The organism is Mesobacillus jeotgali (assembly GCF_002874535.1).
Lineage (GTDB): Bacteria > Bacillota > Bacilli > Bacillales > Cytobacillaceae > Mesobacillus > Mesobacillus jeotgali.
Map to the genome: position 1 here is coordinate 3,473,705 of NZ_CP025025.1, position 21,848 is coordinate 3,495,552.

The following is a 21,848-nucleotide window of genomic DNA, read 5'->3' on the forward strand; positions in this document are numbered from 1 at the left end:
TAAAAACATACCATCTAATACTATCATTAAACACAAAGTTTTTGCAGTAAAATCTGTGGGAAATTTAAGGTAATACTCTATTTTACACCTTTTGGACCATTCGCAAACCCAAGGGCTTTTCGCGTCTTCCTTGATTAGACGGCAAATAATAAAGGGAGTTACATATTTCTATGCAACTCCCTTGTGATTTTATTTTCCTTGCGCTTGAGTGCGAAGTGCCTCAGCCTTGTCTGTACGCTCCCATGGAAGGTCAACGTCAGAACGGCCGAAGTGTCCATAAGCAGCTGTCTGCTTGTAGATTGGCTTGCGCAGGTCAAGCATGTTGATGATCCCAGCCGGGCGAAGGTCGAAGTTGTTTTCTACAACGTCGATCAAGACATCTTCGCTCACTTTGCCTGTTCCGAATGTATCGATTGAAATCGATACCGGACGAGCAACGCCGATTGCGTAAGCAAGCTGAACTTCAACTTTTTCAGCAAGGCCAGCAGCTACGATGTTCTTCGCAACGTAACGTGCAGCGTATGCAGCTGAACGGTCAACTTTTGTAGGATCCTTACCAGAGAATGCGCCGCCGCCGTGGCGAGCATATCCGCCGTAAGTATCAACGATGATCTTGCGGCCAGTAAGTCCTGCATCACCCTGTGGTCCGCCGATTACGAAACGGCCAGTTGGGTTGATGAAGTATTTTGTGTTCTCGTCAATCAATTCTGCTGGTACAACAGGCTTGATGACATGTTCTTTAAGGTTGCGCTGGATTTGCTCAAGCGAAACTTCTGGGTGGTGTTGAGTTGAGATAACGATTGTATCGATGCGAACAGGCTTGTCGTTCTCATCGTATTCAACTGTCACCTGAGTTTTACCGTCCGGACGAAGGTATGGAAGGATTTCTTCCTTACGCACCTCAGTCAGGCGGCGTGAAATTTTGTGTGCCAATGATATTGGAAGAGGCATAAGCTCTTTCGTTTCGTTGCAGGCAAAACCGAACATCAAGCCCTGGTCTCCCGCTCCGATTGCTTCGATTTCTTCATCTGACATTTGGCCTTCACGTGCTTCAAGTGCCTGGTCAACACCCATTGCGATGTCAGCAGACTGCTCGTCGATTGAAGTCAAAACTGCACAAGTTTCAGAGTCGAAACCGTACTTAGCGCGAGTGTAGCCAATTTCCTTGACTGTTTCACGAACGATCTTCGGAATATCTACGTATGTAGATGTAGTGATTTCCCCTGCAACTAGTACAAGGCCTGTAGTAACTGATGTTTCAGCAGCAACACGTGCATTAGCATCTTTTGCAAGGATCGCATCTAAAATCGCGTCAGAAATCTGATCGCAAATTTTATCAGGATGGCCTTCTGTTACTGATTCAGAAGTGAACAAACGGCGTTTGTTTGACATCTGAGTTCCTCCCTTATTTATAAAAATTGATCGAGGCTGTCCCAATACAGACCTCGGGTTGATACGGTACTCATTCCCTATGTAGTATGAAATAAACGCTGAGTTTTTATTAGAAAAATTTGTTCAGGATTCATGGTGAATTTCTTTTTTTCCTAATTTTCACCCACGGGAGCAATGACACCTAAGAAGGCAGTCCGATTGCATTCTCATGCATTTGGACAGAAAAAAGCAATATAAAAAACCTCTCCAATTTCGAGGAAAGGTTTATGCTTAAATCCGCGCCTTTCGCTCTTATCGTTCAAGGGCAGTTCCCTTGCGTCAGGTTAGCACCTTTGCCCGGAAATAGCAGCATTCCAAAAGCTGTTTTTTCACGTCTGCAGGTTGCTGGGTTTCATTGGGCCTGTCCCTCCACCAGCTCGGGATAAGAGAGTATCCGTTCAAGACCAAATCATAACGAAACTACAATTGCATGTCAATGATTTTCTCGGTAAATTTGTCGATTGTTGTTGAAAGTTTTTTTGTATAATAAAATGGCCTCATAATGCTTCTTTTTGCTTGACTATATAAAGAAAGAATTATATAACGCAAGTTAGGTACAAGGTAATTTTTCGAGTCATTAGTATAGATTAATTAAACTAATGTGTTATACTAATACCGAGATGTAAACACTTACAAAATATTAAACTTTTAAAAAGGAAGGTATTCTCCGATGAATGTTGTAGGAATATCAAATGAACTTTCAGCATTATTAAAAGGAAACAATGTAAAGGTGCAGTTATCTGTTCCCCAGCTTGTTGAAAAAGTCTTGAACCGAAACGAAGGGCTCCTGACTTCAACTGGTGCCGTAAGAGCAACCACTGGAAAGTATACTGGCCGTTCACCTAAAGATAAATTCATTGTCGAAGAAGAATCCGTGAAGGACAAAATTGACTGGGGCTCTGTCAACCAGCCGATTTCCGAGGAATCTTTTACAAAACTATATAATAAGGTATTGAACTTCCTTAAAGAAAAAGAAGAAGTATTTGTATTCAAAGGATTTGCGGGTGCTGATAAGAAATACCAGCTTCCAATCCAGGTTATCAATGAATACGCCTGGCACAACCTTTTCGCTCATCAATTGTTCATCCGACCAACGGAGGAAGAGCTTGTTGATCATGAATCTGAATTCACGGTTATTTCTGCACCAACTTTCAAGGCGGATCCTAAAGTTGATGGCACGAATTCCGAGACATTCATCATTGTTTCTTTTGCACAGCGCGTCGTATTGATCGGCGGAACAGAATATGCGGGTGAAATGAAGAAGTCGATTTTCTCCGTGATGAACTATTTGCTGCCTGAAAATGGGATCCTTTCCATGCATTGCTCGGCAAACGTGGGACGCGAAGGCGATGTTGCATTGTTCTTCGGTCTTTCCGGAACAGGAAAGACAACTTTATCAGCTGATAACAATCGCCGACTGATTGGTGATGATGAGCATGGCTGGTCAGCTAACGGTGTATTCAACATCGAGGGTGGATGCTATGCGAAGTGCATTAACTTATCCAAGGAAAAAGAACCGCAAATTTATGATGCGATCCGTTTCGGTTCTGTACTTGAAAATGTCGTTGTCGATGAAGAAACTCGTGTTGCGGACTATGATGACGGCAGCCTGACTGAAAATACACGTGCAGCTTATCCAATCCAGGCAATTGAAAACATCGTGGACCCAAGCATTGCCGGACATCCAAACGCAATTGTGTTCCTGACTGCCGACGCTTTCGGAGTTCTGCCTCCAATCGCCAAGCTTACAAAGGAACAGGCAATGTACCATTTCTTGAGCGGATATACTTCAAAGCTTGCTGGAACTGAGCGCGGCATCACATCACCGCAGGCAACGTTCTCGACTTGCTTCGGCTCACCTTTCCTTCCGCTTGCAGCAACAAGATACGCCGAAATGCTCGGTGAAAAAATCGACGAGCACAACGCGAAGGTATTCCTTGTGAACACAGGATGGACAGGCGGAGAATATGGCACTGGCAGCCGCATGAAGCTTGCATACACTCGCGCAATGGTCCAGGCAGCACTTGAAGGCGAATTGAACAACGTCGAAACCGTCAAAGACGAAATCTTCGGCCTGGATATTCCGTCACATGTACCAGGTGTACCTGACGACGTCCTTCAGCCAGTCAAAACATGGAGCGACAAAGAAGCCTACTACGCAAAAGCAAACGAACTTGCTGGCAAGTTCCGCGAAAACTTTAAGAAGTTCTCAAACGTACCTTCTGAGATCGAAGAAAAAGGCGGACCGACAGCGAAATAAGAACAAAAAGCGCAAGCGCCTCGTTCAGCCCCGACAAGCGCTGGAGGGCCGACCAGTGAAGTCGTTCTTTGACTTCATTGGGCGGATCGAAATCGAAAAGTATAGCCGACTGCCCAGAAACGCAGAAACTGGAGACTCCGACAAAGAAGCGATTTTTGCTTCTGCCGGCGGAGTTGAAGTTTCGGAGTTTCTAGGAGGCGAAACTAGACAAGTGACTCGAGGGGCTAGGCGCTGGAGCTAGATTAAAAAAACCGCATTGAGTTATCCACAACTCAATACCTTTATAAATTCCTTATCCACAAGAAAAGCGCAAGCGCCTTGGTCAGCCCCGACAAGCGATGGAGCTGACAATTCTCGAAGTAAAATTCATCCTTTCTTATCGCATAAAAGGGCCATTTCCAATCGGAAAAGGCCCTTTTCTATTTCACAGTCTATTGGTTGCGGTTTATGCCAATAGCTATCATTTACTCCTGTTCCTTAATGCTTCCCTGTCAACATTTTGGGGAGGCTGTTCCATCCATCTGTTATCAATCATTATTTTTATCCCGTCGTTTGCATATTGAAGAATTTCAGTCACAAGCCTCGTGTAATGTCCGCCTAAATCTTTTCTTAGGCTCGCTCCAATTGCAGTTCCGTATCCACCAACACTAATAGCACTTAAACTGTTGGTTTGAAACATCATTAGCTTATCTGAAAAAGGCGGTACAATTGATTGAGATATCGCTGAGTCCCAGGTGCTTGGAAGCGGGACTCCGTCTTGTACTAAAATTTCTCTAAACACAGTTTCATGTTTTGCAGCTATTTCAGAACCTCTTTCCATAAACTTTCGTACTTCTGGTGACTGGGCTGTCTGAGAGAAACCTGCCAAAAAAGTTCTGCCAATTGAATTCGTCTCTGTGTTTTTTGATATATGAGCCAGCTCTACAGCAGTAAGTGGGCGATGTCTTCCCATTAAACTAGATAAGAATGATTCATCTTGCAGATATTCTGCTTTCTCCATTGGAGGTATTGTTGGCGAGCGTACGAATGTACCTTTTTTTAAAAGCAAGTCACAAGAATCATTATAAAGTTTCATAAATATCTCAGAAGTCTCCGAAAATAATTCTCTTACATCATTCCTGGCCAATACTTCTAAAAATGCTGCAGATGCAACAGTTCCTGCTGAAGCCATATATTTAATATAGCGCAAAGTAAAAAGATCTGAGTATACTCTGCCTGCCATTAAATTCACGTCATCCTGAGTAAAACCGATAGGCAGTGCATGTTGATCTTTTTCGAAAATGGTCTTGACTTGATTTACTACAAATTTCGTATTTGATAACGCGGCATTTATGATTTCCGTCATTTCGGTATCTTCATTTACCTTTGCAAAATGCTGGACAATGCAATGAGCCATTGAATTTTGCATATAAGCTCCCCACATCGCAGCTACTTCTGATGAAGTCAATTGAGGGTTATGTTCCATTTCAATTCATAACTCCTTCTTTTTGCCTTATTTTTAGGCTAAAGAAGAGATAATATTCGTTGATAACTATTCAACTAAAATAAGTACTGTTTTTTTTAAAATTAAACTTATAACAATGACTGTAAAGAAAAAAAACAGAGCACAATATGTGCCCTGCTTAGTTGGTTGAGTTCAAGGAAATCAACTGATACGTAAGTGTTGTTGTGCTTTCTGTCCATTCTACTTTTTTGATGACGCCGATTCCGGTAAGGTCACCTTCGATTGTCTTTTTGACTTCTAGTGGAATGTCAACTGGATAAAGCCTGTAGCCTTCCTTGGTCAAAGAGAAGAAATTGTCTTCGAGCCGCTTTTCCCGGCCCTTTGTCACGATCATTGTATTCAACTCTAATGGCATCCCCATTGTACTCGCTCCTCTATTGTTCATCATTAATACCACTTTCATTTTATCATTGTTGCTATTGTGATTTCATCCAATTCGTTAAGTCGGACACAACTTTCCGGTTCACTACTGGCGGAAAGTAATGCGTGTAGTCATCAAAATACCAGCTTTCGACAGGCTTGTCCAACTCTTTTAACCGCTTCTCGATCCGATAGGAGTGTTCAACCGACACATTGCGGTCGTTCCGGCCGTGGATCAGCAGCACCGGTGCTTTCAGGTTTTCGATATCGTATAAAGGCGTGCGGAACTTATAGCGGTTTGGCACCTTTTTAGGCGACCCCCCGATCACCCTTTTCATCATCCTGCGCAGGTCCTTTCTTTCCACATACGTTAAAAACATATCCGTTACCCCTCCCCAGGTAACGACCGACGCCGTCTCCGGAAACTTAATGGCAGTCAGCAAAGCCATCAACCCGCCGCGTGAAAATCCAAAGACATGAATCCTTTCAACCCATGGCAATGTTTGCAGCAGCGTGAATCCTGCAAATGCATCGGCTCGGTCATCGCCGCCGAAGTCCTCATCTCCTTCCCCTCCCTGATTCCCACGGTAAAAAGGAGCGAAAACAGTGAAGCCTTCAGACGCAAATTGCGCAATACGTGCAGGCCTTACCTTACCTACATTTTTAATTCCACCACGCAGATACAGGAATCCTTCAGTCCCGCTTCCATCAATCGGCTTGGCAAGAAGTCCTTTGACCCGCAGTCCGCCTGCATAGTAGGTCACCATCTGCAGCTCTACTGCCGGATGGGGGGAAGGAAATTTGTTAGCCGAGATCATTAGTCCGTCTTTTTCCAAAGTAAACACTCCTCTCTTATATGAAATTCTTTAAATTTGGTTCCTGGGCATTCACACATTTTTAGCTGATTCATACGATATCGTAAGCCCAAATTAAGACAGATTTTTAGGAGGCATCATGATGAAAAAATGGTTCAAAGCCGGTTTTGCTTTATTTATGGTTGCTGTACTTATTATACCTCTTGCAGCCTGTGGTCAAGACAAGGTACAGACTGTCAAAGTTGCAGAGGTGACGCGGTCAATCTTCTATGCTCCTCAATATGTTGCCCTTGAAAAAGGATTTTTTGAGGATGAAGGATTGAAAGTAGAATTAACTACAACATGGGGCGGCGACAAAACCATGACAGCCGTACTCTCGAACGCAGCAGATATTGGACTCGTTGGTTCAGAGACATCCATCTACGTTTATGCCCAGGGATCAAATGATCCAGTCATCAACTTTGCCCAGCTTACGCAAACAGATGGGACCTTTCTTGTATCCAGAGAAAAAATTGATGATTTTTCATGGGATCAGTTAAAAGGAGCCACCTATCTCGGCCAGCGTACGGGCGGGATGCCGCAAATGGTCGGTGAATTCGTCCTCAAGAAGCACGGCATCGATCCAAAGGCAGATTTAGAGATGATCCAAAATATTGATTACGCGAATATTCCGAACGCCTTCGCTTCCGGAACTGGTGACTTCGTCCAGCTATTCGAACCGCAGGCGAGCCTGTTTGAAAAAGAAGGCAAAGGTCATATTGTCGCTTCATTCGGAACAGAATCCGGTCATGTACCTTATACCACATTTATGTCAAAACAAAGCTATATGAAGAAAAACCCGGAAACTATCGAAAAATTCACTCGCGCAATCTATAAGGCGCAGCAATGGGTGGAATCACACAGTGCCAAAGAAACAGCGGAGGTTATCCAGCCATTCTTTAAAGATACAGATCTGTCCCTAATCGAAACGGTTGTAGATCGCTATAAGAGCCAGGGTTCCTATGCGACAGACCCGATTTTAGATGAAGAAGAGTGGAAGAACCTACAGGACATCATGGATGAAGCAGGTGAACTTCCTGAGGAAGTCAGCCATGACACATTAGTCAATACAGAGGTAGCAGAAGAAGTCATGAAATAACAGGAGGTTGCAGCCCAATGGACTTTTTGACATTAAGAGGGATCCAGCACACTTATTTTACAAAAACATCCGCTGTCACTGCTCTGAATGATATTTCACTCGATGTCCAGGAAGGGGAATTTGTTTCCTTCCTGGGTCCGAGCGGCTGCGGCAAAACAACGCTGCTATCGATCATCGCAGGGTTGATCGATCCCACCGATGGACATGTGAAACTGGAGGGTAAATCGGTCAATGAGGCTGCGAATCAAACTGGATACATGCTGCAGCAGGATTATTTATTTCCATGGAAAACAATTGAGGAAAATGTTTTTCTCGGCTTGAAGATTAGCGGAACTTTGGAAGATTCCAAAAAAGCTGAGGTTTTATCGCTGCTAAGGCAAATGGGTTTGGAGAATGTGGAAAAACTTTATCCCAAACAGCTGTCCGGCGGAATGCGTCAGCGCGTGGCCCTGGTTCGGACTTTGGCAACAGAACCTAAGCTGCTCATGCTCGACGAACCATTTTCCGCATTGGACTATCAAACGAAATTGAAGCTCGAGGATTTGGTTTCAAACACCTTTAAGACTTTCGGAAAAACAGCGATTCTCGTAACGCATGATATCGGAGAAGCAATAGCAATGAGTGACCGGATCTTCCTCTTTTCACCTAGACCTGGCCGCCTGCATAGAACTTTTTCGATACCAGAGGAGTTAAGGAACCTGAGTCCTTTCGAGGCCAGGAACCACCCTTTATACAATGAACTGTTCCAGACAGTATGGAAGGAGTTGGAGTCAATTGAGCCAGAAGAAAACTGAACTCCTCCATCAAGAGTATCTTAAAAAGTTAAGTCGTGAGCGAAAAGTCGTCCGCATTTATCAATTGCTGATTTTCATAGCCTTTTTTGCCTTATGGGAAATCTCCAGCCAGCAAAAATGGATCGACCCGCTCCTATTCAGTTCACCGTCAAAAATCTGGAACATGCTAATCGAAAAGACGATGGATGGTTCATTGGCCGTGAATCTTGGAGTGACATTGGCCGAAACCGTACTGGGATTCATCCTGGGAACACTCGCCGGCACGATATTGGCAGCTATCTTGTGGTGGTCACCGATACTTTCCAAAATATTGGACCCGTACCTTGTTATACTTAATTCAATGCCAAAGGTCGCGCTGGGTCCGATTTTGATAGTTGCGCTTGGAACCAATATGACCTCCATCATTGCGATGGGCGCAATCATCTCAGTAATCATCACTACAATCGTCGTGTATACCGCTTTTAAAGAGGTTGACCCAAATTATCTGAAGGTGCTGCAGACATTCGGAGCAACTAGGACACAGTGCTTTCGGGAGGCAATTTTGCCAGCATCTTTTCCTACCATCATTTCCACCTTGAAAGTGAACGTTGGTCTCTCCTGGGTTGGAGTCATTGTCGGTGAATTCCTCGTGTCTGCCCGGGGTCTCGGATATATGATCATCTATGGTTTCCAGGTTTTCAATTTCACGCTCGTGTTCCTGTCGCTGCTAGTCATCGCCGTGTTCGCCACTGTGATGTACCAGCTGGTCGAACTGCTTGAGAAGAAACTGATCAAAAGCAATCAATAACGAAGCCGGGATGATGATCCGGCTTCTTTTCTGTCTCAAAAAAATCTGGCACATGTAAACTTGGTCGAAAAAAATGGATTTTCGCCAATAAAGTTGTGAACTCCGCCAATAAAATGAAATTATCGCGAATAAAATTGTGAACTCCGCCAATAAAATTAGATTTTCGCCAATATACCGGATTTTGGGTTAACAGTTACTACTTTTAACTCCGCAAAAAGTCAAAAAAGCGGCGGTACTCAATGAAAGTCCGCCACTTTAATGCTTTTTGCTTAAAATTTCAAGGCTATGCTTGATTACATCGTCCTTCATAATAAAACTGTACTCGTCCTTCATTCTTTCCACAAGTAAATCACCGCTTATAAGTACTGGGCCGCCAGTTTCCAGGTAATTATCCTGCGGCAGTATTTTTTCTGCTACACCGAAAAAGATTCTTTTTACAAATGAACCTTCTTTATCGCTCACCCGATACTCGCCAATGCTCTCAAGCCTGCTTAAGACTCCGCCAGTTTCCTCCATAACCTCACGGCGAGCTGCACCTTCCAAGGTTTCGCCTTTCTCCACTTTGCCGCCAGGAAACTCAAGACCTCTGACTTTATGTTTGGTCAAAAGCCATTTATCTTGATATTTACAAATGATCAGCACATGGCGTGCACTTTTTTCAAAGGCGTTTTCCTGAAAGGATAAGGTCACCTCTCCGCCGTTTATATCTTTAAACTTTTCCATAACAGTCTCCCCCGCCACTAAATCATGATCTAATTATATAGAAAATGAGAAAATGAATAAACCGCAGACATCTGTCTGCGGCTGTTCTATTTTTCAGGGAGGATCCCCATGCTTTCAATATGGTTCCTGGCTTCTTCATCGCCTAGTTTATAAATCATTTCATATGTCTGGATCAGTTGTCTGTCGAGCGCATCATTCTCACGGTCATAATGGTATTGCACATATGGAACGTGCGCCCTCATAAAATTCTGCCAGCCTGTGGAATGGCTCTGGTCGAATATTTCCCTCAACGCGGTGATTTCCTCGTCATTTGCCTCAATTTTAAAATTCCATGGAGATGCAGTTGAAACGCTTTGAATCTCGCCATCACTGATGTTGATGTAGTATGTTTTTTTGCCATCTGGCATGTGCCTCACCTCAAGGATATCGTTCCCTGCGTCTATATTCGTTTATACTGAATATCATTAAAATAAATAATTTTTTCTGCCCTCCAAATTACTCTTCAAGTTGTGTGTATGTTAAAATTAGACCAAATAAAGATAAAGATAAATCGCAAACCCCACAGGAAAACACTTCAATTCCAAGGCATATTTTTTCCACTCGAGGGTATTTAATAAGTATAAGGAATTATGGACGATTAAGAAGGAGAGGTGAAATCTAATGAAACTGATTGATGAGCTATACGAACTGTACCGCAATAAATTGACCGGTGATGAAGAGGATATCGATATGCTCGCTTTTGCCTTCCTTGAAGAAATGAGCCGTGAGGACTTGTTGAAAATTATACAGGACCTTGATAAGCAGGAGCTTTATGATTTGATGGGCCTTTACTTGATCGAGAGCTTGAAAGGAAAGTTTGCTCAGGATGATTTCGGCGCACGGTCTGTCAATTCATATCCTTCCCGCAACGTGCACTAATCCTTGTAAATAATCATACATACAAACCGGCTGCGTGCCGGTTTTCTTTTTGTCTTTTTTTCGTTTTGAAAGAACAAAAAGCGCAAGCGCCTCGTTCAGCCGTTACAAGCGCTGGAGGGCCGACCAGTGAAGTCGTTCTTTGACTTCATTGGGCGGACCCAAATCGAAATGTGTAGCTGACTGTTCAACTCCGACAAGCGCTGGAGGTCCTGACAGTGAAGTCGTTCTTTGACTTCATTGGCAGGACCGAAGCGTCTCGAGGAGTTAGGAGGCGAAACTAGACAAGCGACTCGAGGGGCTAGGAGCTGAAGCTGGATTAATTCCACTACATGTAGTTATCCACAACCAAATAAATTTATAATTTCCTGGTAAACAATGAAAAAACTGGCCGATTTTTTCCGGCCAGTTTCCTTTTATCCAAGATAAGCCTTGAACATCCACATATGCTTGCGAAGGCTCATTTTTACCTCTGTCATCATATCCGCTGTAGCTGTATCCTCTGCCTTTTCTGCGAGTTCAATCGCATTATGGAGCTCGTCCACGATTTTTGCAAAGTCATCATGCAATTGTTTGACCATGTCTTCTTCATTTTCTGAACCAGTTGCTTCTTCAACCGAAGATAATTCCAGATATTCTTTAAGCGTTGCAACAGGCTTTCCGTCTAATGCAAGAATCCTTTCCGCAAACTCATCAATGATTGTCGCTGCTTCGTTATAAAGCTCTTCAAATTTCACATGCAGCGTGAAGAAATGACGCCCTTTTACATACCAGTGATAATTATGAAGCTTTGTGTAAAGAACCGTCCAGTTTGCAACTTGCTTGTTAACTGCTTGGATTAAATCTGTTTGTGCCATTGTTATTTCATCCTCCCTTTTAGTCATAGTTTATATTCCCCTTCCAGCTTTATAAAAAACATGCTGCCAGCAACTTTTTACCTACCAAGGTAAAGAACATGCTAAAATAATTTTGAAGCAAAGGAGGCCGTTTTATGTATACCGTTTTGATTATCTCAGTCATTATCGTTATCATTGTCCTAATATTAAGTGTAGTCACCACTTCAAAAGCATATCAGTATAAACATACTGTCGACCCGATTGATGAAAATAGCACCCACGAAGATTCTAATGATGAAAATAAATAAAAGGAGCTGCTACCAGCTCCTTTTTAGGATTTAAAGAAGGGATGAACACCATGCTAAAAAAAGCATTCATCGGCATCATTCGTTTTTATCAAATTGTGATTTCGCCATTAAAACCGCCTACATGCCGTTTCTACCCTACATGTTCCCATTACGGGCTTGAAGCGATTAAAAGATTCGGTCCCTTTAAAGGCGGTTGGCTGACGATTGTACGCATCCTTAAGTGCCAGCCTTTCCATCCAGGAGGCATGGACCCGGTACCGGAAGAGTGGCCATCAAAGAAAAATGCTAAAGCTCATAACCATTAAAAAATTACTTTTCATAGCCATCGATTACTTGATCAAGCCTTCCCGTTGAAGGATCAATCACTAGTCCATGGACCGGAACATCCTTAGGCATCAAGGGGTGGTTTTTAACGATTTCCACACTGTGTGCAACGCTGTCCTTGACATTGTCGAAACCGTGAAGCCATTCCTCTACGTTTATTCCTGAATAATTGAGTGTTCCCAACATATCATCTGTAACACCGCGTTTTTTCATCTCGTCAATCATGATGTCGGGCTTCATCCCGCTCATTCCGCAGTCATAATGGCCAATAATCGCCACTTCCTCCGCCTGCAGCTGGTAAACAGCAACAAGCAGACTTCTCATGATACTTCCGAATGGGTGCATGATCAGGGCACCGGCATTCTTGACAATTTTCACATCACCATTGCGGATATTCAAAGCCCTTGGCAAAAGTTCAACAAGCCTAGTATCCATGCAAGTTAAAATAACCATTTTTTTATTCGGAAACTTAGTTGTGGTGAATTCTTCATATTTCTTTTCCGCCACAAATTTCCCATTAAAATCAAGGATTTCATCAAGCATTCTCATATTTTCCTTCTCCTTTTAAAAATTTTCTTTCTAATAGCATACCGTAAACTGAACCTGAACCAAAATGTTTTACTTGATTTTGCTCTCATCATTTTGTATGATACATAAGGTAAATCGTAACCATTACGAATTAATATTTATTTCTTATCATTAAAAAACTAATAACAAATAAAGTTCATTCCCTAAATCGTAATGAATCCGTTTTGACTAACAGGAGGCACATATGAAAAAACCTGCATTTATTTTAACTATATTTATGGTGATTGCTGCTTTTCTAAGCGGCTGTGGGCAAGATGGCGCTGACCAGAAGAAGAATGATGATTTGCTGCAAGTCTATACCACTGTTTACCCGCTGCAGTTCTTTGCACAGCAAATTGGCGGTGATTATGTAAATGTTGAAACTGTTTATCCACCGGGAGCAGATGAGCATACATTCGAGCCCTCCCAAAAAGATATGATGGCACTGGCAGATGCAGACTTATTTTTCTATATCGGCCTTGGCCTAGAAGGTTTTGTTGATAAAGCCAGCAAGACACTTAAAAATGAGGATGTAAAAATGGTACCCGTTGGTGAGTCTTTGCACCTGGATAAGAATGACGAACATCAAGACGAGGCACACAACGAGGATGGCTCGGCTGAAGAAGGTCATGATGAAGAAGCTCATAACGAGGAAGAGCATGCTGATGAAGAGCATGCAGAAGAGGATGAGCATGGTCACGGAGATTTTGACCCGCACGTCTGGCTTGATCCAATTTACGCAAATGAGCTGGCTCTCGCAATCAAAGAACAATTAGCAGAACAGATGCCTGAGCATAAAGATACTTTCGAACAGAATTATACAGAGCTGACTGCGCAATTGAAGGACCTTGACAAGGAATTCTCACAGGTTATTGGTTCAGCCAAGCGCAAGGAAATCCTAGTATCACACTCTGCCTTTAGTTATTGGGAGGAGCGTTACGGAATCCAGCAAATCAGCATTTCTGGCCAATCAACTACTAATGAGCCATCTCAAAAAGAACTTCAAAAGTTGATCACCCACGCCAAAGATGAAAAAATCAAATACGTTTTGAACGAACAAAATTTCAATTCCAAGCTGGCAAAAATGGTTCAGGAAGAAATCGGTGCAAAATCGCTGACCCTTCACAACCTTTCCGTATTGACCGATGAAGATCTTAAAAATAAAGAAACCTATTTCACATTAATGGAAAAAAATATTGCTACCCTTGGAAAAGCGTTGAATGAATAATCTAGTTGCCTCCCATATATAGGGAGGCTTTTTTTGTCCTAAAAAACAATACATATTATCTCTAAAAATGAAAACAATATTGAAAGTCATATTACGGAAAGGAAGTTAAATGATGGATGATGTTTTAATTGCCCGCTCACTGTTTGGCACGACTATGGGCTTCCATATTATCAATGCAACAATTGGTGTTGGACTGCCGTTGATGATTCTGGCTGCAGAACTTCTCTACCAAAAAACAAATGACATCGATTACGCCGTCATGGCAAAAAGATGGACAAAAGCATTTGCAGTAACACTGGGTGTCGGCATTCCAACTGGTACGATTGCAGGAGTTCAGCTCTCCCTCCTATGGCCAGGATTCATGGAAGTCGTCGGCAGAGTAATGGCGCTTCCATTCCAAATTGAGATTTATGCTTTTTTTATCGAGGCTTTATTCATGTCTATCTATGTTTACGCAGCTGACAGGATCTCACCTTGGATGAGGATTGCAAGCCTAACCCTTGTGGCTCTCGGCGCTCTTGCCTCGGCAGTACTGATTACGAATGTCCATGCATTCCAGGGTACACCAAGAGGGTTCCGCATTGAAAACGGTGAGCTGGTCGACATCGATCCCTGGGCAGCCTTCTTTAACCCAAGTTTTGCTGTAACAGCAGGTCATGTCGTTGTGACTGCTTATATGACAGGTGCGTTTATTATAGCCACTGTGGCTGCTTATAAGATGTTGAGAAGTGATTTTGGCTCAAAAGTATACAAGTTTCACCAAAAAGCCCTTATGGCCAGTTTGATCATCGGCGGAATCTTCTCCATCCTGACGGCAGTGAATGGCCATTCTGCCGCACAGTATCTTCATGAATACCAGCCTGAAAAACTGGCAGGTGCTGAAGGGCTTTTTGAGACACAGAAATATGCGCCACTGGCTATTGGCGGCTTCACCGACAGGGAAACGGAAACGGTCAAATGGGGGATTGAGATTCCATGGGCATTAAGTTTCCTTGCTGGCAATTCATTTGATACCGAAGTAAAAGGACTGAACGATTTTCCCGAGGAACATTGGCCTCCACTGTTTATTCATACATTATTCAATGCAATGGTCGGTGTCGGGATGCTGTTGATTATGCTCTCAATGATTGCCTTTGTCTGGAACAAAATTTTAAAGAAGGACCGGTTTCCCAAATTCCTCATGTGGCTGTTTGTAGCCACAGGTCCGCTCGCAATGCTGGGAATTGAATTCGGCTGGATCTTTGCCTGCACAGGCAGGCAGCCGTGGGTGATCTACCATGTTCTATCAACAGAAGATGCTGCGACAACCGCCTCAAATCTGGGCATCTTATTTATTCTGTTTGCCGGAGTATACGTTTTACTGGGAGTTATGGAAATCATCGTCCTTCGGTACTTCTTCAGGAGAAATACGGTTCTCGATGATTTAAACAGAGCGAAGCAAAAAGAAATCCCTCTGTATGGTTCCAATACGTGAAAGGATGATCCGTTTTGACTGACGCGCTAACTGCCATAACCGTGCTCTGGGGATTTGTTTTTATCTATGCTGTCATGGCAACGATGGATTTCGGAGCTGGGTTCTGGTCGATGGTCTATATCAATAAAACAAAAACGAAAGCAACCAATATTGCCAACCGCTATCTGTCGCCGACATGGGAGGTTACGAATACATTTATTGTTGCTCTCGTCGTCGCTGTTTACAGCATGTTCCCTAGAGCGGCTTACACTTTGGGAACTGTATTGCTGATTCCTGGCAGTATGATATTGCTGTTATTGTCATTGCGAAGCGCTTTCCTTGTTTTTTCCAATATAGCTGAGGATTATCGGAAGGTACTAACTTATATTTCTGGAATTAGCGGAATTCTGATACCAGGCTTGCTGATCAGCGTCCTGCCAATCACTCATGGAGGTTTCGTAGATTTTCCAGATGGAGCACAGAACCTGGATTTGGGCAAACTGTTTACAAGTCCAAATGTCTACGCTTTTATTGGTTTTGCTGTAGCCAGTACACTGTTCCTGTCGTCCCTGCTGCTAGCCGATTACTCCAAAGCCTCCGATGAACTTCATGCTTACCATGTGTATAGGCGTGATGCATTAATTATGGGGCCGATTTCGCTTATCATGGCTTTTGCTATCATGCTGACATTAAGAAATGAAGCAGCATGGATTTACGATAAAATGATGGATGACCTCTCCATTCTGATTCTTTCGGTCATATTCTTTCTGATTGGAGGCCTGGCACTTATCCTTCCATCGATAAATAATAAATCACTCAGAGGAATTCCAAGACTTGCAGTCATCATGATCACATTCCAGTACCTGGCAGCAAGCTACGTTTACGGAAAGGCTCATCTGCCTTACATCGTATATCCAGAAGTAACAATCCAATCCGCTTTTACAGATCCAAACTCATTCCGGGCCGTATTCACCACATATATTGTCGGATTTTTGATCCTTTTTCCTGGATTCATCTATTTTTGGAGTTTGTTCATGCAGGATAAAAGGTACTTGCGGCAGAAAAAAACGAAAGAACAAACTTGACGCTGCTTCCTAATTTTTGCTGGAATTGCATCTCGCTCGCCGTAGCATGCTAAAGTTGTATCAATCAAAAAAGGAGTGGTACAACTATGGCAAAAGATGTATTGTGTGAAGTCAACAACTGTCATTATTGGAAGCATGGCAACTTATGCAGTGCTGATAAAATCTATGTAGTCAGCCATTCAGGGGAAACCGCTGACAGCCAAAAAGAAACAGACTGCAAGACATTTGAAGCGTTGAGTTAATTGAATAAGACCGGGTTTTCCCGGTCTTATTAACTATTTTACTGCACCCTTTTTACCTGATGATAAACCAATAAACACAAATAATGCCTGTGTCACTCAATACATGTCCGATTATAGCCGCTGTGATGGTTCCAGTTTTCTCTCTGACATACCCCCAAAACATACCCGCAATGAAGACAGGCACTGCTGCAATAATGCCGTAAAAACTTTCAAAAATTGGAATCACCGAGAGCAAATGATACAGAGTATAAAATGATGCAGTCATCAATATCGCATACTTAGCTGTCCCTTCCGTTCTCAGCTTCTCATAGATATAGCCTCTCCAATAGATTTCTTCCAAAATTGGGTTTGCTACCAGTAGGATCAACACGAGCCATATCTCACCGCGTCCAGAAAAACCCCACTCCAAAAGCAGCACCCTCAGCTGATCAATATCCAAAAGGTAAATATGCAGCCAGTATAACCCTCCATAAATGAACAGGAAAAAGAGCAGTCCGCTCCCAACACCCAATATCACAGCCTTGCTTGTCACTTTGAATCTTTCTCTTTGAATCCCACGCCCAAGCCACGGGACTGCAAGGAGCCAGCTATAAAAAAGTACAAAGGTAGCTAAGACGCTCTCCAGTACTTGAAGTCCAATAAAAATCATAAGTGTTGGCCCAACGAACAGAAAAATTTTCTTCATATCCACCTACCCCAGTCCTGCGTCCTTCTTTTGGTGATCATTGAGTGCCCGTAAAAAAGTATCGATAATTGCATTGAATTCCTGATAAGATCTGGGCGGCAGCTGATGGGTTCCGTTCTTTATATACACCACTTGTGTCTGCGGAGCTTTTTTTTGAAAAGGAATACGGTAACGGTGCATCGGTTTTGCTAGAGAACCGTATATAAGAAGGATGGGCATATCCAGCTTATGAAGCTCGCTGCTCGAATCATATTGAAGACCAGATTTGATATACTCATACGAACGCTCGGCATCTGAACGCTGCGCTAATTCAAATATCTTTTTTTCATCCTGCAGACCGCATTTATGAAACTTTGCCTGCCAGCTTGCAGCAAGAGGCACTTGACCGAATTTGACCATAAGCTGCACTAACTTAATAATAATCTTTGGGATAATAGTATCAATTTTTGAAAACCCTCCAGACAGGATTAACGCTTCTGACCGTTCGGGATACTTCAGTGCAAATTCCTGTGCAACCAATCCTCCGTAGGAATAGCCACAGAGCACCACTTTTTCAATCCCTAGTTCGTCTAGCATCTTTTTCAAATCTGCTGCAAGTCCCGCAATACTTACAGGCTTGTTTCCTCTCGAACTCCGGCCATGCCCGGCCAGGTCAAAAAAGATCGTCCTATAGCGACTGGAGAGAGCTTCCTGATGCATAAAAACATTGTGTCCCATCACAAAAGGATGAATAAAAACAATAGGAAGTCCTTTACCTTTAATGTGATAGTAAAGCGAGAGAGAGTCATCTATTTTGGCATACGGCATAAAAAGTTTCACCCCTTTATGCTGCATTTACCCGAATCTTAAATATGCAAAAACAGCGAGGGATTTCACAATATGATTTGTGCCTTTAAATTAAATTCTTTCACTCCTCTTCAACTCTTCAAGCTCTTTGGAGATCCTATCCGGGTCAATACGTTCGAATAATGGCTCTACTTGAGTTACCATTTGAGGATTTACTAATAACGGCTGCCAGCTTTGGTCCGTTATTTGCAGCATAGCTTTAACCTTTTCGCTTGAAAAAGGAAGGAATGGCGCAAGGATATTAGCCAGATTTCCGATGATATATAAACAGTCTGAGAGAGTCTGTTTGCAAGCTTCTGTGTCTTCACGAACCTGCTTCCATGGCTGTTGTTCATCGAAGTACTTGTTTGAATATCTTACTAGTTCAAACACTTTTTCAAGAGCTTTTTTAAAACTGGCGCTTTCAATATTTCGTCCCGTTTCTTCGTAAAGAAGATTAATTCTGTCTACTATTTCTTTGTTAATCTCCTTTTCCGGAATAATACCATCAAATGTTTTCTGTATGAATTTCAAGGTCCGATTCACAAAGTTTCCATACGTGCCCAACAATTCACTATTGTGACTGTAAATGAACTCCTTCCATGAAAAATCCGCATCCCGGTTTTCCGGTGCATTGATGGTCAAGAAATAGCGGATTGAGTCAGAGCCGTACCTTTCTATGATATCAGGGACCCAAACTGCCCAATTTCGACTTGTGGACAATTTTTTCTTTTCCAATGTTAGATATTCATTAGAAATGATATGGGTTGGCAGTGCTTCGAGTCCAAGTCCTTCGAGAATCCCGGGCCAAACGATGGAATGGAACGGGATATTATCTTTACCGTGAACATAATAAGACTTAGCTGCGGAATTCCAAAAAACTGCATCATCCTGTCCGTTTTCTTCAGCCCAGAGCTTGCTTGCTGTGTAATAACCTGAAACAGCCTCGATCCACACATATATTTTCTTATCTTCATAACCTTTTACCGGCACACTTACCCCATTAGGCAAATCCCTGGAAACACCCCGATCCTGCAGGCCTTCATGTAAGTACTCTTAGTCAATGAAATGGCGTTCTCTCTCCAAAGCTGTTTCTGTTCAGCATTCTTTGTATAATTCTCCAATGCACTTTGGAGTGAACTTAACGCAAAGTAAAAATGCTGAGTTTTTCTCGTTGTTGGCGGATTGCCGCAAATTCTGCACTTTCTCTCCAGTAAATCCAGCGGCTCAAGCACGCTTGAGCAATAATCGCATTGATCGCCTCGAGCGTTCGCCCCACACTTTGGACAGATGCCTTCAACGTAACGGTCAGGCAAAAACTGCTGGTCCTGTTCACAATACGTTTGTTCAATTTCCTTTTTATAAATTAACCCTTTATCAAGCAGCTTTAGAAAGATTTCCTGAACGATTTTATGATGGTGTGCTGTATCTGTTCTTGTGTAGATATCGTACGAGAAACCAAGTTTCTCAAAGCTTTCCGTGAACTCCTGGTGGTATCTGTCAGCAATTTCTTTTGGTGGCACACCTTCTTGTTTCGCTCTAATTGCAATCGGCGTCCCATTGCAGTCACTGCCTGAAACATATAGAACCTTTTCGCCTTTCAATCGATAATACCTCGCTAAAATATCCCCCGGCAGCAGGCTCGAAATATGCCCCAGATGCAGTGAGCCATTAGCATAAGCCCAAGCTCCTCCGATAAAAATACTCATTTGAATGACCTCCTTATGGAATCGGCGTTCTTTTCGAGGAAACTTTTGAAGGTGAAATGCATCAAAGTTTGCGAAAAAAGCCGAAAAAAATAAAAAAACCCCGCCCTTAACTGCAATAGTTAAGGACGAGGTTTGGAATCCCTCGTGTTACCACCTTATTTTGCAAACGGTTCACACCATTTGCCTCAGCAAGTACGGAGCATGTGATGCCTGCTCTTATACTGTGACATTGATAACGAGTGCCAAATCTCGCCGTATCCTACTTATACCAAAAAGCATGTTCAGGACGGAGCTCAGAGACCATTTTTCAAGTATCTGTCTTTGCTTCTTTTCAGCTGCCGAAGCTCTCTGTAAAAAACAGGGGCACTCTACTTTTTCTCTTCATTGCTTTTAAAAGTTATTAATCTGTATTTTATTCAGAATTTTCCAGGAAGTCAACAACCGTTTTGAAAATAATCTTAAAAACTCTCTATTACAATCATAAAACCATCTTACAAATAACAATGAAGTTGGCAGGTAAACTGACACACACGCAAGTTTACTGATTAAATATATTATCGCATCCAAAATATGTTTATTCTTATTCAACCGTTCAATAAGCAATTCGTGGTTATTCAAGAATACCTTTTTTCTACCGCGTTCAGCCATAAAGGGCGAACCTTCCCGGACATTGATGAGGAAATCAGCGGCGGGTTGATAAATAGCGGAGAAATTCCACTTAATTTCGAAAAAGCTCTATAAATAGCTCAAATAGCCGGAGAAATTCCGACTATCGAATCAAAAAACAGGCAAATGGACAATTTTACATCGTTTAATCGGAAATTCTCCGCTTATTTCTACCCAACCGAGCCATATTCTGCAGTCTTACCGGAGAATCTCCGGTTATTTCATGTCTTGTTGGTAACTCAAATGAAGAAAAGGCCCCTATAACCTTTTGGCATGGTAATCTATTTAGAAGTTCATTAAATGAAAGATTATTATAACCAAGTGGGGGGTGTAAATTTGGCACTGCCAAAGTTTGTTTTCAGTCCTAATTACATATGATTTTGCAGCAGGCTATTATGCCGCGGGCAAAACGTATTCCTGGTTTTTCAGTAAACCCTAAGGGTAAAGAAATACTATTACCATGGAATAAGGAGATGTTGTAATGAGCATTAAAGCGCTAGTTTTGAATTGCAGTTTGAAAGATAGCACACAGCAATCCAATACCCGTGCGCTGATTAACGAGATTGTAAAGAAATTCGATGAAAACAAAGCAGAGACGGAAGTCCTCAGGATGGCTGATTATAATATCGGTTTTGGGATTACCCACGAGGCAGTTAATGATAAGGATCAATGGCCAGAGATTTTTGAAAAAGTGAAGCAGGCGGATATCCTTTTAATCGGTTCACCGGTTTGGCTTGGCGAACAGAGCAGCCTGGCCACTTTGGTTGTGGAAAGATTGTATGGCGGAAGCAGCATTACGAACGAAAAAGGCCAGTACATTTACTATAACAAAGTGGGCGGAGCGGTTGTGACCGGAAATGAAGACGGTGCGAAAAACGTCTCAAGCTACCTAATTTACGCATTGTCGCATATTGGATTTACGATTCCTCCCAATGTGGATACCTATTGGGTAGGTGAAGCGGGTCCTGGTCCGTCCTTTATTAAGGCAAACGGGAGGGAGAACGATTTTACGATGCAACACGCAAAAATAACTGCTTACAATTTACTGCATTTTGCCCGGCTGCTGAAAGAGCATCCTATTCCGACAGAAGGAAATGCGAAAGATAGTCAATAGTAAGGTGGCTTGAAAAGTTTGAATTTATGCGAAACTAGCAGTCCGCTTTAAATAGAAGTGGATTGCTTTTATTTCGAAA

General features: G+C 42.6%; 23 protein-coding genes, 1 pseudogene, 1 riboswitch and 1 other annotated feature. Of the genes and pseudogenes, 13 read left to right on the forward strand and 11 right to left on the reverse strand.

Annotation, left to right across the window (positions count from 1 at the left end):
- Nucleotides 1-189: 189 nt before the first annotated feature.
- Nucleotides 190-1,392: a methionine adenosyltransferase gene (gene metK / locus CD004_RS17610; protein ID WP_102263952.1), complete on the reverse strand. Its 1,203-nt coding sequence runs from the start codon at nt 1,390-1,392 to the stop codon at nt 190-192.
- Nucleotides 1,393-1,680: 288 nt separating this feature from the next.
- A riboswitch (SAM riboswitch) is annotated at nt 1,681-1,820 on the reverse strand.
- Between the two features lie 281 nt (nt 1,821-2,101).
- Between metK and pckA the strand changes: the two genes are divergently transcribed.
- Both pckA and CD004_RS17620 read left to right on the forward strand, forming a co-directional pair.
- Entirely contained in the window at nt 2,102-3,691 is a 1,590-nt protein-coding gene (gene pckA, locus CD004_RS17615) for a phosphoenolpyruvate carboxykinase (ATP) (RefSeq protein WP_102263953.1), read from the forward strand.
- Between the two features lie 55 nt (nt 3,692-3,746).
- On the forward strand, nt 3,747-3,932 hold the full coding sequence (locus CD004_RS17620; protein ID WP_102263954.1) for a hypothetical protein: 186 nt from the start codon (nt 3,747-3,749) through the stop codon (nt 3,930-3,932).
- A 219-nt stretch (nt 3,933-4,151) separates the two neighbouring features.
- Here the strand turns inward: CD004_RS17620 and CD004_RS17625 are convergent, their stop codons facing one another.
- From CD004_RS17625 to CD004_RS17635, 3 genes are all read right to left on the reverse strand, one after another.
- A complete protein-coding gene (locus CD004_RS17625) occupies nt 4,152-5,156 on the reverse strand; it encodes a DUF3231 family protein (RefSeq protein WP_102263955.1) in 1,005 nt (334 codons plus the stop codon).
- 157 nt (nt 5,157-5,313) lie between these two features.
- A complete protein-coding gene (locus CD004_RS17630; RefSeq protein ID WP_102263956.1) occupies nt 5,314-5,556 on the reverse strand; it encodes a DUF2584 domain-containing protein in 243 nt (80 codons plus the stop codon).
- A 55-nt stretch (nt 5,557-5,611) separates the two neighbouring features.
- Nucleotides 5,612-6,373, reverse strand: a complete 762-nt coding sequence (locus tag CD004_RS17635) for an alpha/beta hydrolase family protein (RefSeq protein WP_180321307.1) — start codon at nt 6,371-6,373, stop codon at nt 5,612-5,614.
- A 139-nt stretch (nt 6,374-6,512) separates the two neighbouring features.
- Between CD004_RS17635 and CD004_RS17640 the strand changes: the two genes are divergently transcribed.
- Genes CD004_RS17640 through CD004_RS17650 form a run of 3 tightly spaced genes read left to right on the forward strand, consistent with a single transcriptional unit; the run spans nt 6,513 to nt 9,089 of the window.
- Nucleotides 6,513-7,508, forward strand: coding sequence for an ABC transporter substrate-binding protein (locus CD004_RS17640; protein ID WP_102263958.1), 996 nt, complete (start codon nt 6,513-6,515; stop codon nt 7,506-7,508).
- A gap of 17 nt (nt 7,509-7,525) precedes the next feature.
- Nucleotides 7,526-8,302, forward strand: coding sequence for an ABC transporter ATP-binding protein (locus CD004_RS17645; protein ID WP_102263959.1), 777 nt, complete (start codon nt 7,526-7,528; stop codon nt 8,300-8,302).
- Nucleotides 8,283-9,089, forward strand: a complete 807-nt coding sequence (locus tag CD004_RS17650; RefSeq protein WP_226677636.1) for an ABC transporter permease — start codon at nt 8,283-8,285, stop codon at nt 9,087-9,089. The genes CD004_RS17645 and CD004_RS17650 overlap by 20 nt, the downstream gene beginning before the upstream one ends.
- A gap of 255 nt (nt 9,090-9,344) precedes the next feature.
- Here CD004_RS17650 and ytkD read toward each other — a convergent pair whose 3' ends face one another.
- Both ytkD and CD004_RS17660 read right to left on the reverse strand, forming a co-directional pair.
- The gene (gene ytkD / locus CD004_RS17655; protein ID WP_102263961.1) at nt 9,345-9,812 is read right to left on the reverse strand and encodes an RNA deprotection pyrophosphohydrolase; all 468 of its coding nucleotides are present in this window, start codon (nt 9,810-9,812) and stop codon (nt 9,345-9,347) included.
- A gap of 86 nt (nt 9,813-9,898) precedes the next feature.
- Complete coding sequence (locus tag CD004_RS17660; protein ID WP_102263962.1) at nt 9,899-10,219, reverse strand: hydrolase; 321 nt, start codon at nt 10,217-10,219, stop codon at nt 9,899-9,901.
- A gap of 253 nt (nt 10,220-10,472) precedes the next feature.
- Here CD004_RS17660 and CD004_RS17665 point away from each other — a divergent pair, with 253 nt between their 5' ends.
- Complete coding sequence (locus tag CD004_RS17665) at nt 10,473-10,730, forward strand: DUF6154 family protein (RefSeq protein ID WP_023626881.1); 258 nt, start codon at nt 10,473-10,475, stop codon at nt 10,728-10,730.
- Nucleotides 10,731-11,143: 413 nt separating this feature from the next.
- On the opposite strand, the gene CD004_RS17670 is transcribed toward CD004_RS17665, so the two are convergent.
- Nucleotides 11,144-11,611, reverse strand: coding sequence for a Dps family protein (locus tag CD004_RS17670; RefSeq protein WP_226677640.1), 468 nt, complete (start codon nt 11,609-11,611; stop codon nt 11,144-11,146).
- Between the two features lie 107 nt (nt 11,612-11,718).
- Between CD004_RS17670 and ytzI the strand changes: the two genes are divergently transcribed.
- Nucleotides 11,719-11,871: a YtzI protein gene (ytzI, locus tag CD004_RS17675; protein WP_102263963.1), complete on the forward strand. Its 153-nt coding sequence runs from the start codon at nt 11,719-11,721 to the stop codon at nt 11,869-11,871.
- A gap of 50 nt (nt 11,872-11,921) precedes the next feature.
- Complete coding sequence (gene yidD / locus CD004_RS17680; RefSeq protein WP_102263964.1) at nt 11,922-12,176, forward strand: membrane protein insertion efficiency factor YidD; 255 nt, start codon at nt 11,922-11,924, stop codon at nt 12,174-12,176.
- Between the two features lie 4 nt (nt 12,177-12,180).
- On the opposite strand, the gene CD004_RS17685 is transcribed toward yidD, so the two are convergent.
- Entirely contained in the window at nt 12,181-12,744 is a 564-nt protein-coding gene (locus CD004_RS17685) for a beta-class carbonic anhydrase (protein ID WP_102263965.1), read from the reverse strand.
- Nucleotides 12,745-12,967: 223 nt separating this feature from the next.
- Between CD004_RS17685 and CD004_RS17690 the strand changes: the two genes are divergently transcribed.
- From CD004_RS17690 to CD004_RS17705, 4 genes are all read left to right on the forward strand, one after another.
- Nucleotides 12,968-13,990, forward strand: coding sequence for a metal ABC transporter solute-binding protein, Zn/Mn family (locus CD004_RS17690; RefSeq protein WP_102263966.1), 1,023 nt, complete (start codon nt 12,968-12,970; stop codon nt 13,988-13,990).
- Nucleotides 13,991-14,102: 112 nt separating this feature from the next.
- Nucleotides 14,103-15,464 (forward strand): cytochrome ubiquinol oxidase subunit I, encoded by a 1,362-nt coding sequence (locus CD004_RS17695; protein ID WP_102263967.1) that lies wholly within the window; start codon nt 14,103-14,105, stop codon nt 15,462-15,464.
- A 14-nt stretch (nt 15,465-15,478) separates the two neighbouring features.
- Nucleotides 15,479-16,528, forward strand: coding sequence for a cytochrome d ubiquinol oxidase subunit II (locus CD004_RS17700; protein ID WP_102263968.1), 1,050 nt, complete (start codon nt 15,479-15,481; stop codon nt 16,526-16,528).
- An 86-nt stretch (nt 16,529-16,614) separates the two neighbouring features.
- Nucleotides 16,615-16,770: a DUF1540 domain-containing protein gene (locus tag CD004_RS17705; protein ID WP_102263969.1), complete on the forward strand. Its 156-nt coding sequence runs from the start codon at nt 16,615-16,617 to the stop codon at nt 16,768-16,770.
- Nucleotides 16,771-16,822: 52 nt separating this feature from the next.
- On the opposite strand, the gene CD004_RS17710 is transcribed toward CD004_RS17705, so the two are convergent.
- The 3 genes and pseudogenes from CD004_RS17710 to metG all read right to left on the reverse strand — a co-directional run bounded on the left by CD004_RS17710 (nt 16,823) and on the right by metG (nt 19,989).
- Nucleotides 16,823-17,455: a CPBP family intramembrane glutamic endopeptidase gene (locus CD004_RS17710; protein ID WP_102263970.1), complete on the reverse strand. Its 633-nt coding sequence runs from the start codon at nt 17,453-17,455 to the stop codon at nt 16,823-16,825.
- Nucleotides 17,456-17,461: 6 nt separating this feature from the next.
- Entirely contained in the window at nt 17,462-18,262 is an 801-nt protein-coding gene (locus CD004_RS17715; protein WP_158651585.1) for an alpha/beta fold hydrolase, read from the reverse strand.
- A 90-nt stretch (nt 18,263-18,352) separates the two neighbouring features.
- A pseudogene (metG, locus tag CD004_RS17720) lies at nt 18,353-19,989 on the reverse strand (methionine--tRNA ligase).
- 118 nt (nt 19,990-20,107) lie between these two features.
- Nucleotides 20,108-20,383: a binding site (T-box leader), on the reverse strand.
- Between the two features lie 753 nt (nt 20,384-21,136).
- Here metG and CD004_RS17725 point away from each other — a divergent pair.
- Nucleotides 21,137-21,769 (forward strand): flavodoxin family protein, encoded by a 633-nt coding sequence (locus CD004_RS17725; protein ID WP_102263972.1) that lies wholly within the window; start codon nt 21,137-21,139, stop codon nt 21,767-21,769.
- Nucleotides 21,770-21,848: the final 79 nt, after the last annotated feature.

Excerpts from the sequence above, each read along its gene's own strand:
- CD004_RS17690 (WP_102263966.1), top strand. The coding sequence starts at position 12,968 with ATGAAAAAACCTGCATTTATTTTAACTATATTTATGGTGATTGCTGCT.
- yidD (WP_102263964.1), top strand. The coding sequence starts at position 11,922 with ATGCTAAAAAAAGCATTCATCGGCATCATTCGTTTTTATCAAATTGTG.
- CD004_RS17640 (WP_102263958.1), top strand. The coding sequence starts at position 6,513 with ATGAAAAAATGGTTCAAAGCCGGTTTTGCTTTATTTATGGTTGCTGTA.
- CD004_RS17660 (WP_102263962.1), bottom strand. The coding sequence starts at position 10,219 with ATGCCAGATGGCAAAAAAACATACTACATCAACATCAGTGATGGCGAG.
- CD004_RS17725 (WP_102263972.1), top strand. The coding sequence starts at position 21,137 with ATGAGCATTAAAGCGCTAGTTTTGAATTGCAGTTTGAAAGATAGCACA.
- CD004_RS17695 (WP_102263967.1), top strand. The coding sequence starts at position 14,103 with ATGGATGATGTTTTAATTGCCCGCTCACTGTTTGGCACGACTATGGGC.
- CD004_RS17705 (WP_102263969.1), top strand. The coding sequence starts at position 16,615 with ATGGCAAAAGATGTATTGTGTGAAGTCAACAACTGTCATTATTGGAAG.
- ytzI (WP_102263963.1), top strand. The coding sequence starts at position 11,719 with ATGTATACCGTTTTGATTATCTCAGTCATTATCGTTATCATTGTCCTA.
- CD004_RS17685 (WP_102263965.1), bottom strand. The coding sequence starts at position 12,744 with ATGAGAATGCTTGATGAAATCCTTGATTTTAATGGGAAATTTGTGGCG.
- metK (WP_102263952.1), bottom strand. The coding sequence starts at position 1,392 with ATGTCAAACAAACGCCGTTTGTTCACTTCTGAATCAGTAACAGAAGGC.
- CD004_RS17715 (WP_158651585.1), bottom strand. The coding sequence starts at position 18,262 with ATGCCGTATGCCAAAATAGATGACTCTCTCTCGCTTTACTATCACATT.
- CD004_RS17635 (WP_180321307.1), bottom strand. The coding sequence starts at position 6,373 with ATGATCTCGGCTAACAAATTTCCTTCCCCCCATCCGGCAGTAGAGCTG.
- CD004_RS17645 (WP_102263959.1), top strand. The coding sequence starts at position 7,526 with ATGGACTTTTTGACATTAAGAGGGATCCAGCACACTTATTTTACAAAA.
- CD004_RS17670 (WP_226677640.1), bottom strand. The coding sequence starts at position 11,611 with ATGACTAAAAGGGAGGATGAAATAACAATGGCACAAACAGATTTAATC.
- pckA (WP_102263953.1), top strand. The coding sequence starts at position 2,102 with ATGAATGTTGTAGGAATATCAAATGAACTTTCAGCATTATTAAAAGGA.
- CD004_RS17630 (WP_102263956.1), bottom strand. The coding sequence starts at position 5,556 with ATGGGGATGCCATTAGAGTTGAATACAATGATCGTGACAAAGGGCCGG.
- CD004_RS17710 (WP_102263970.1), bottom strand. The coding sequence starts at position 17,455 with ATGAAGAAAATTTTTCTGTTCGTTGGGCCAACACTTATGATTTTTATT.
- CD004_RS17665 (WP_023626881.1), top strand. The coding sequence starts at position 10,473 with ATGAAACTGATTGATGAGCTATACGAACTGTACCGCAATAAATTGACC.
- CD004_RS17625 (WP_102263955.1), bottom strand. The coding sequence starts at position 5,156 with ATGGAACATAACCCTCAATTGACTTCATCAGAAGTAGCTGCGATGTGG.
- ytkD (WP_102263961.1), bottom strand. The coding sequence starts at position 9,812 with ATGGAAAAGTTTAAAGATATAAACGGCGGAGAGGTGACCTTATCCTTT.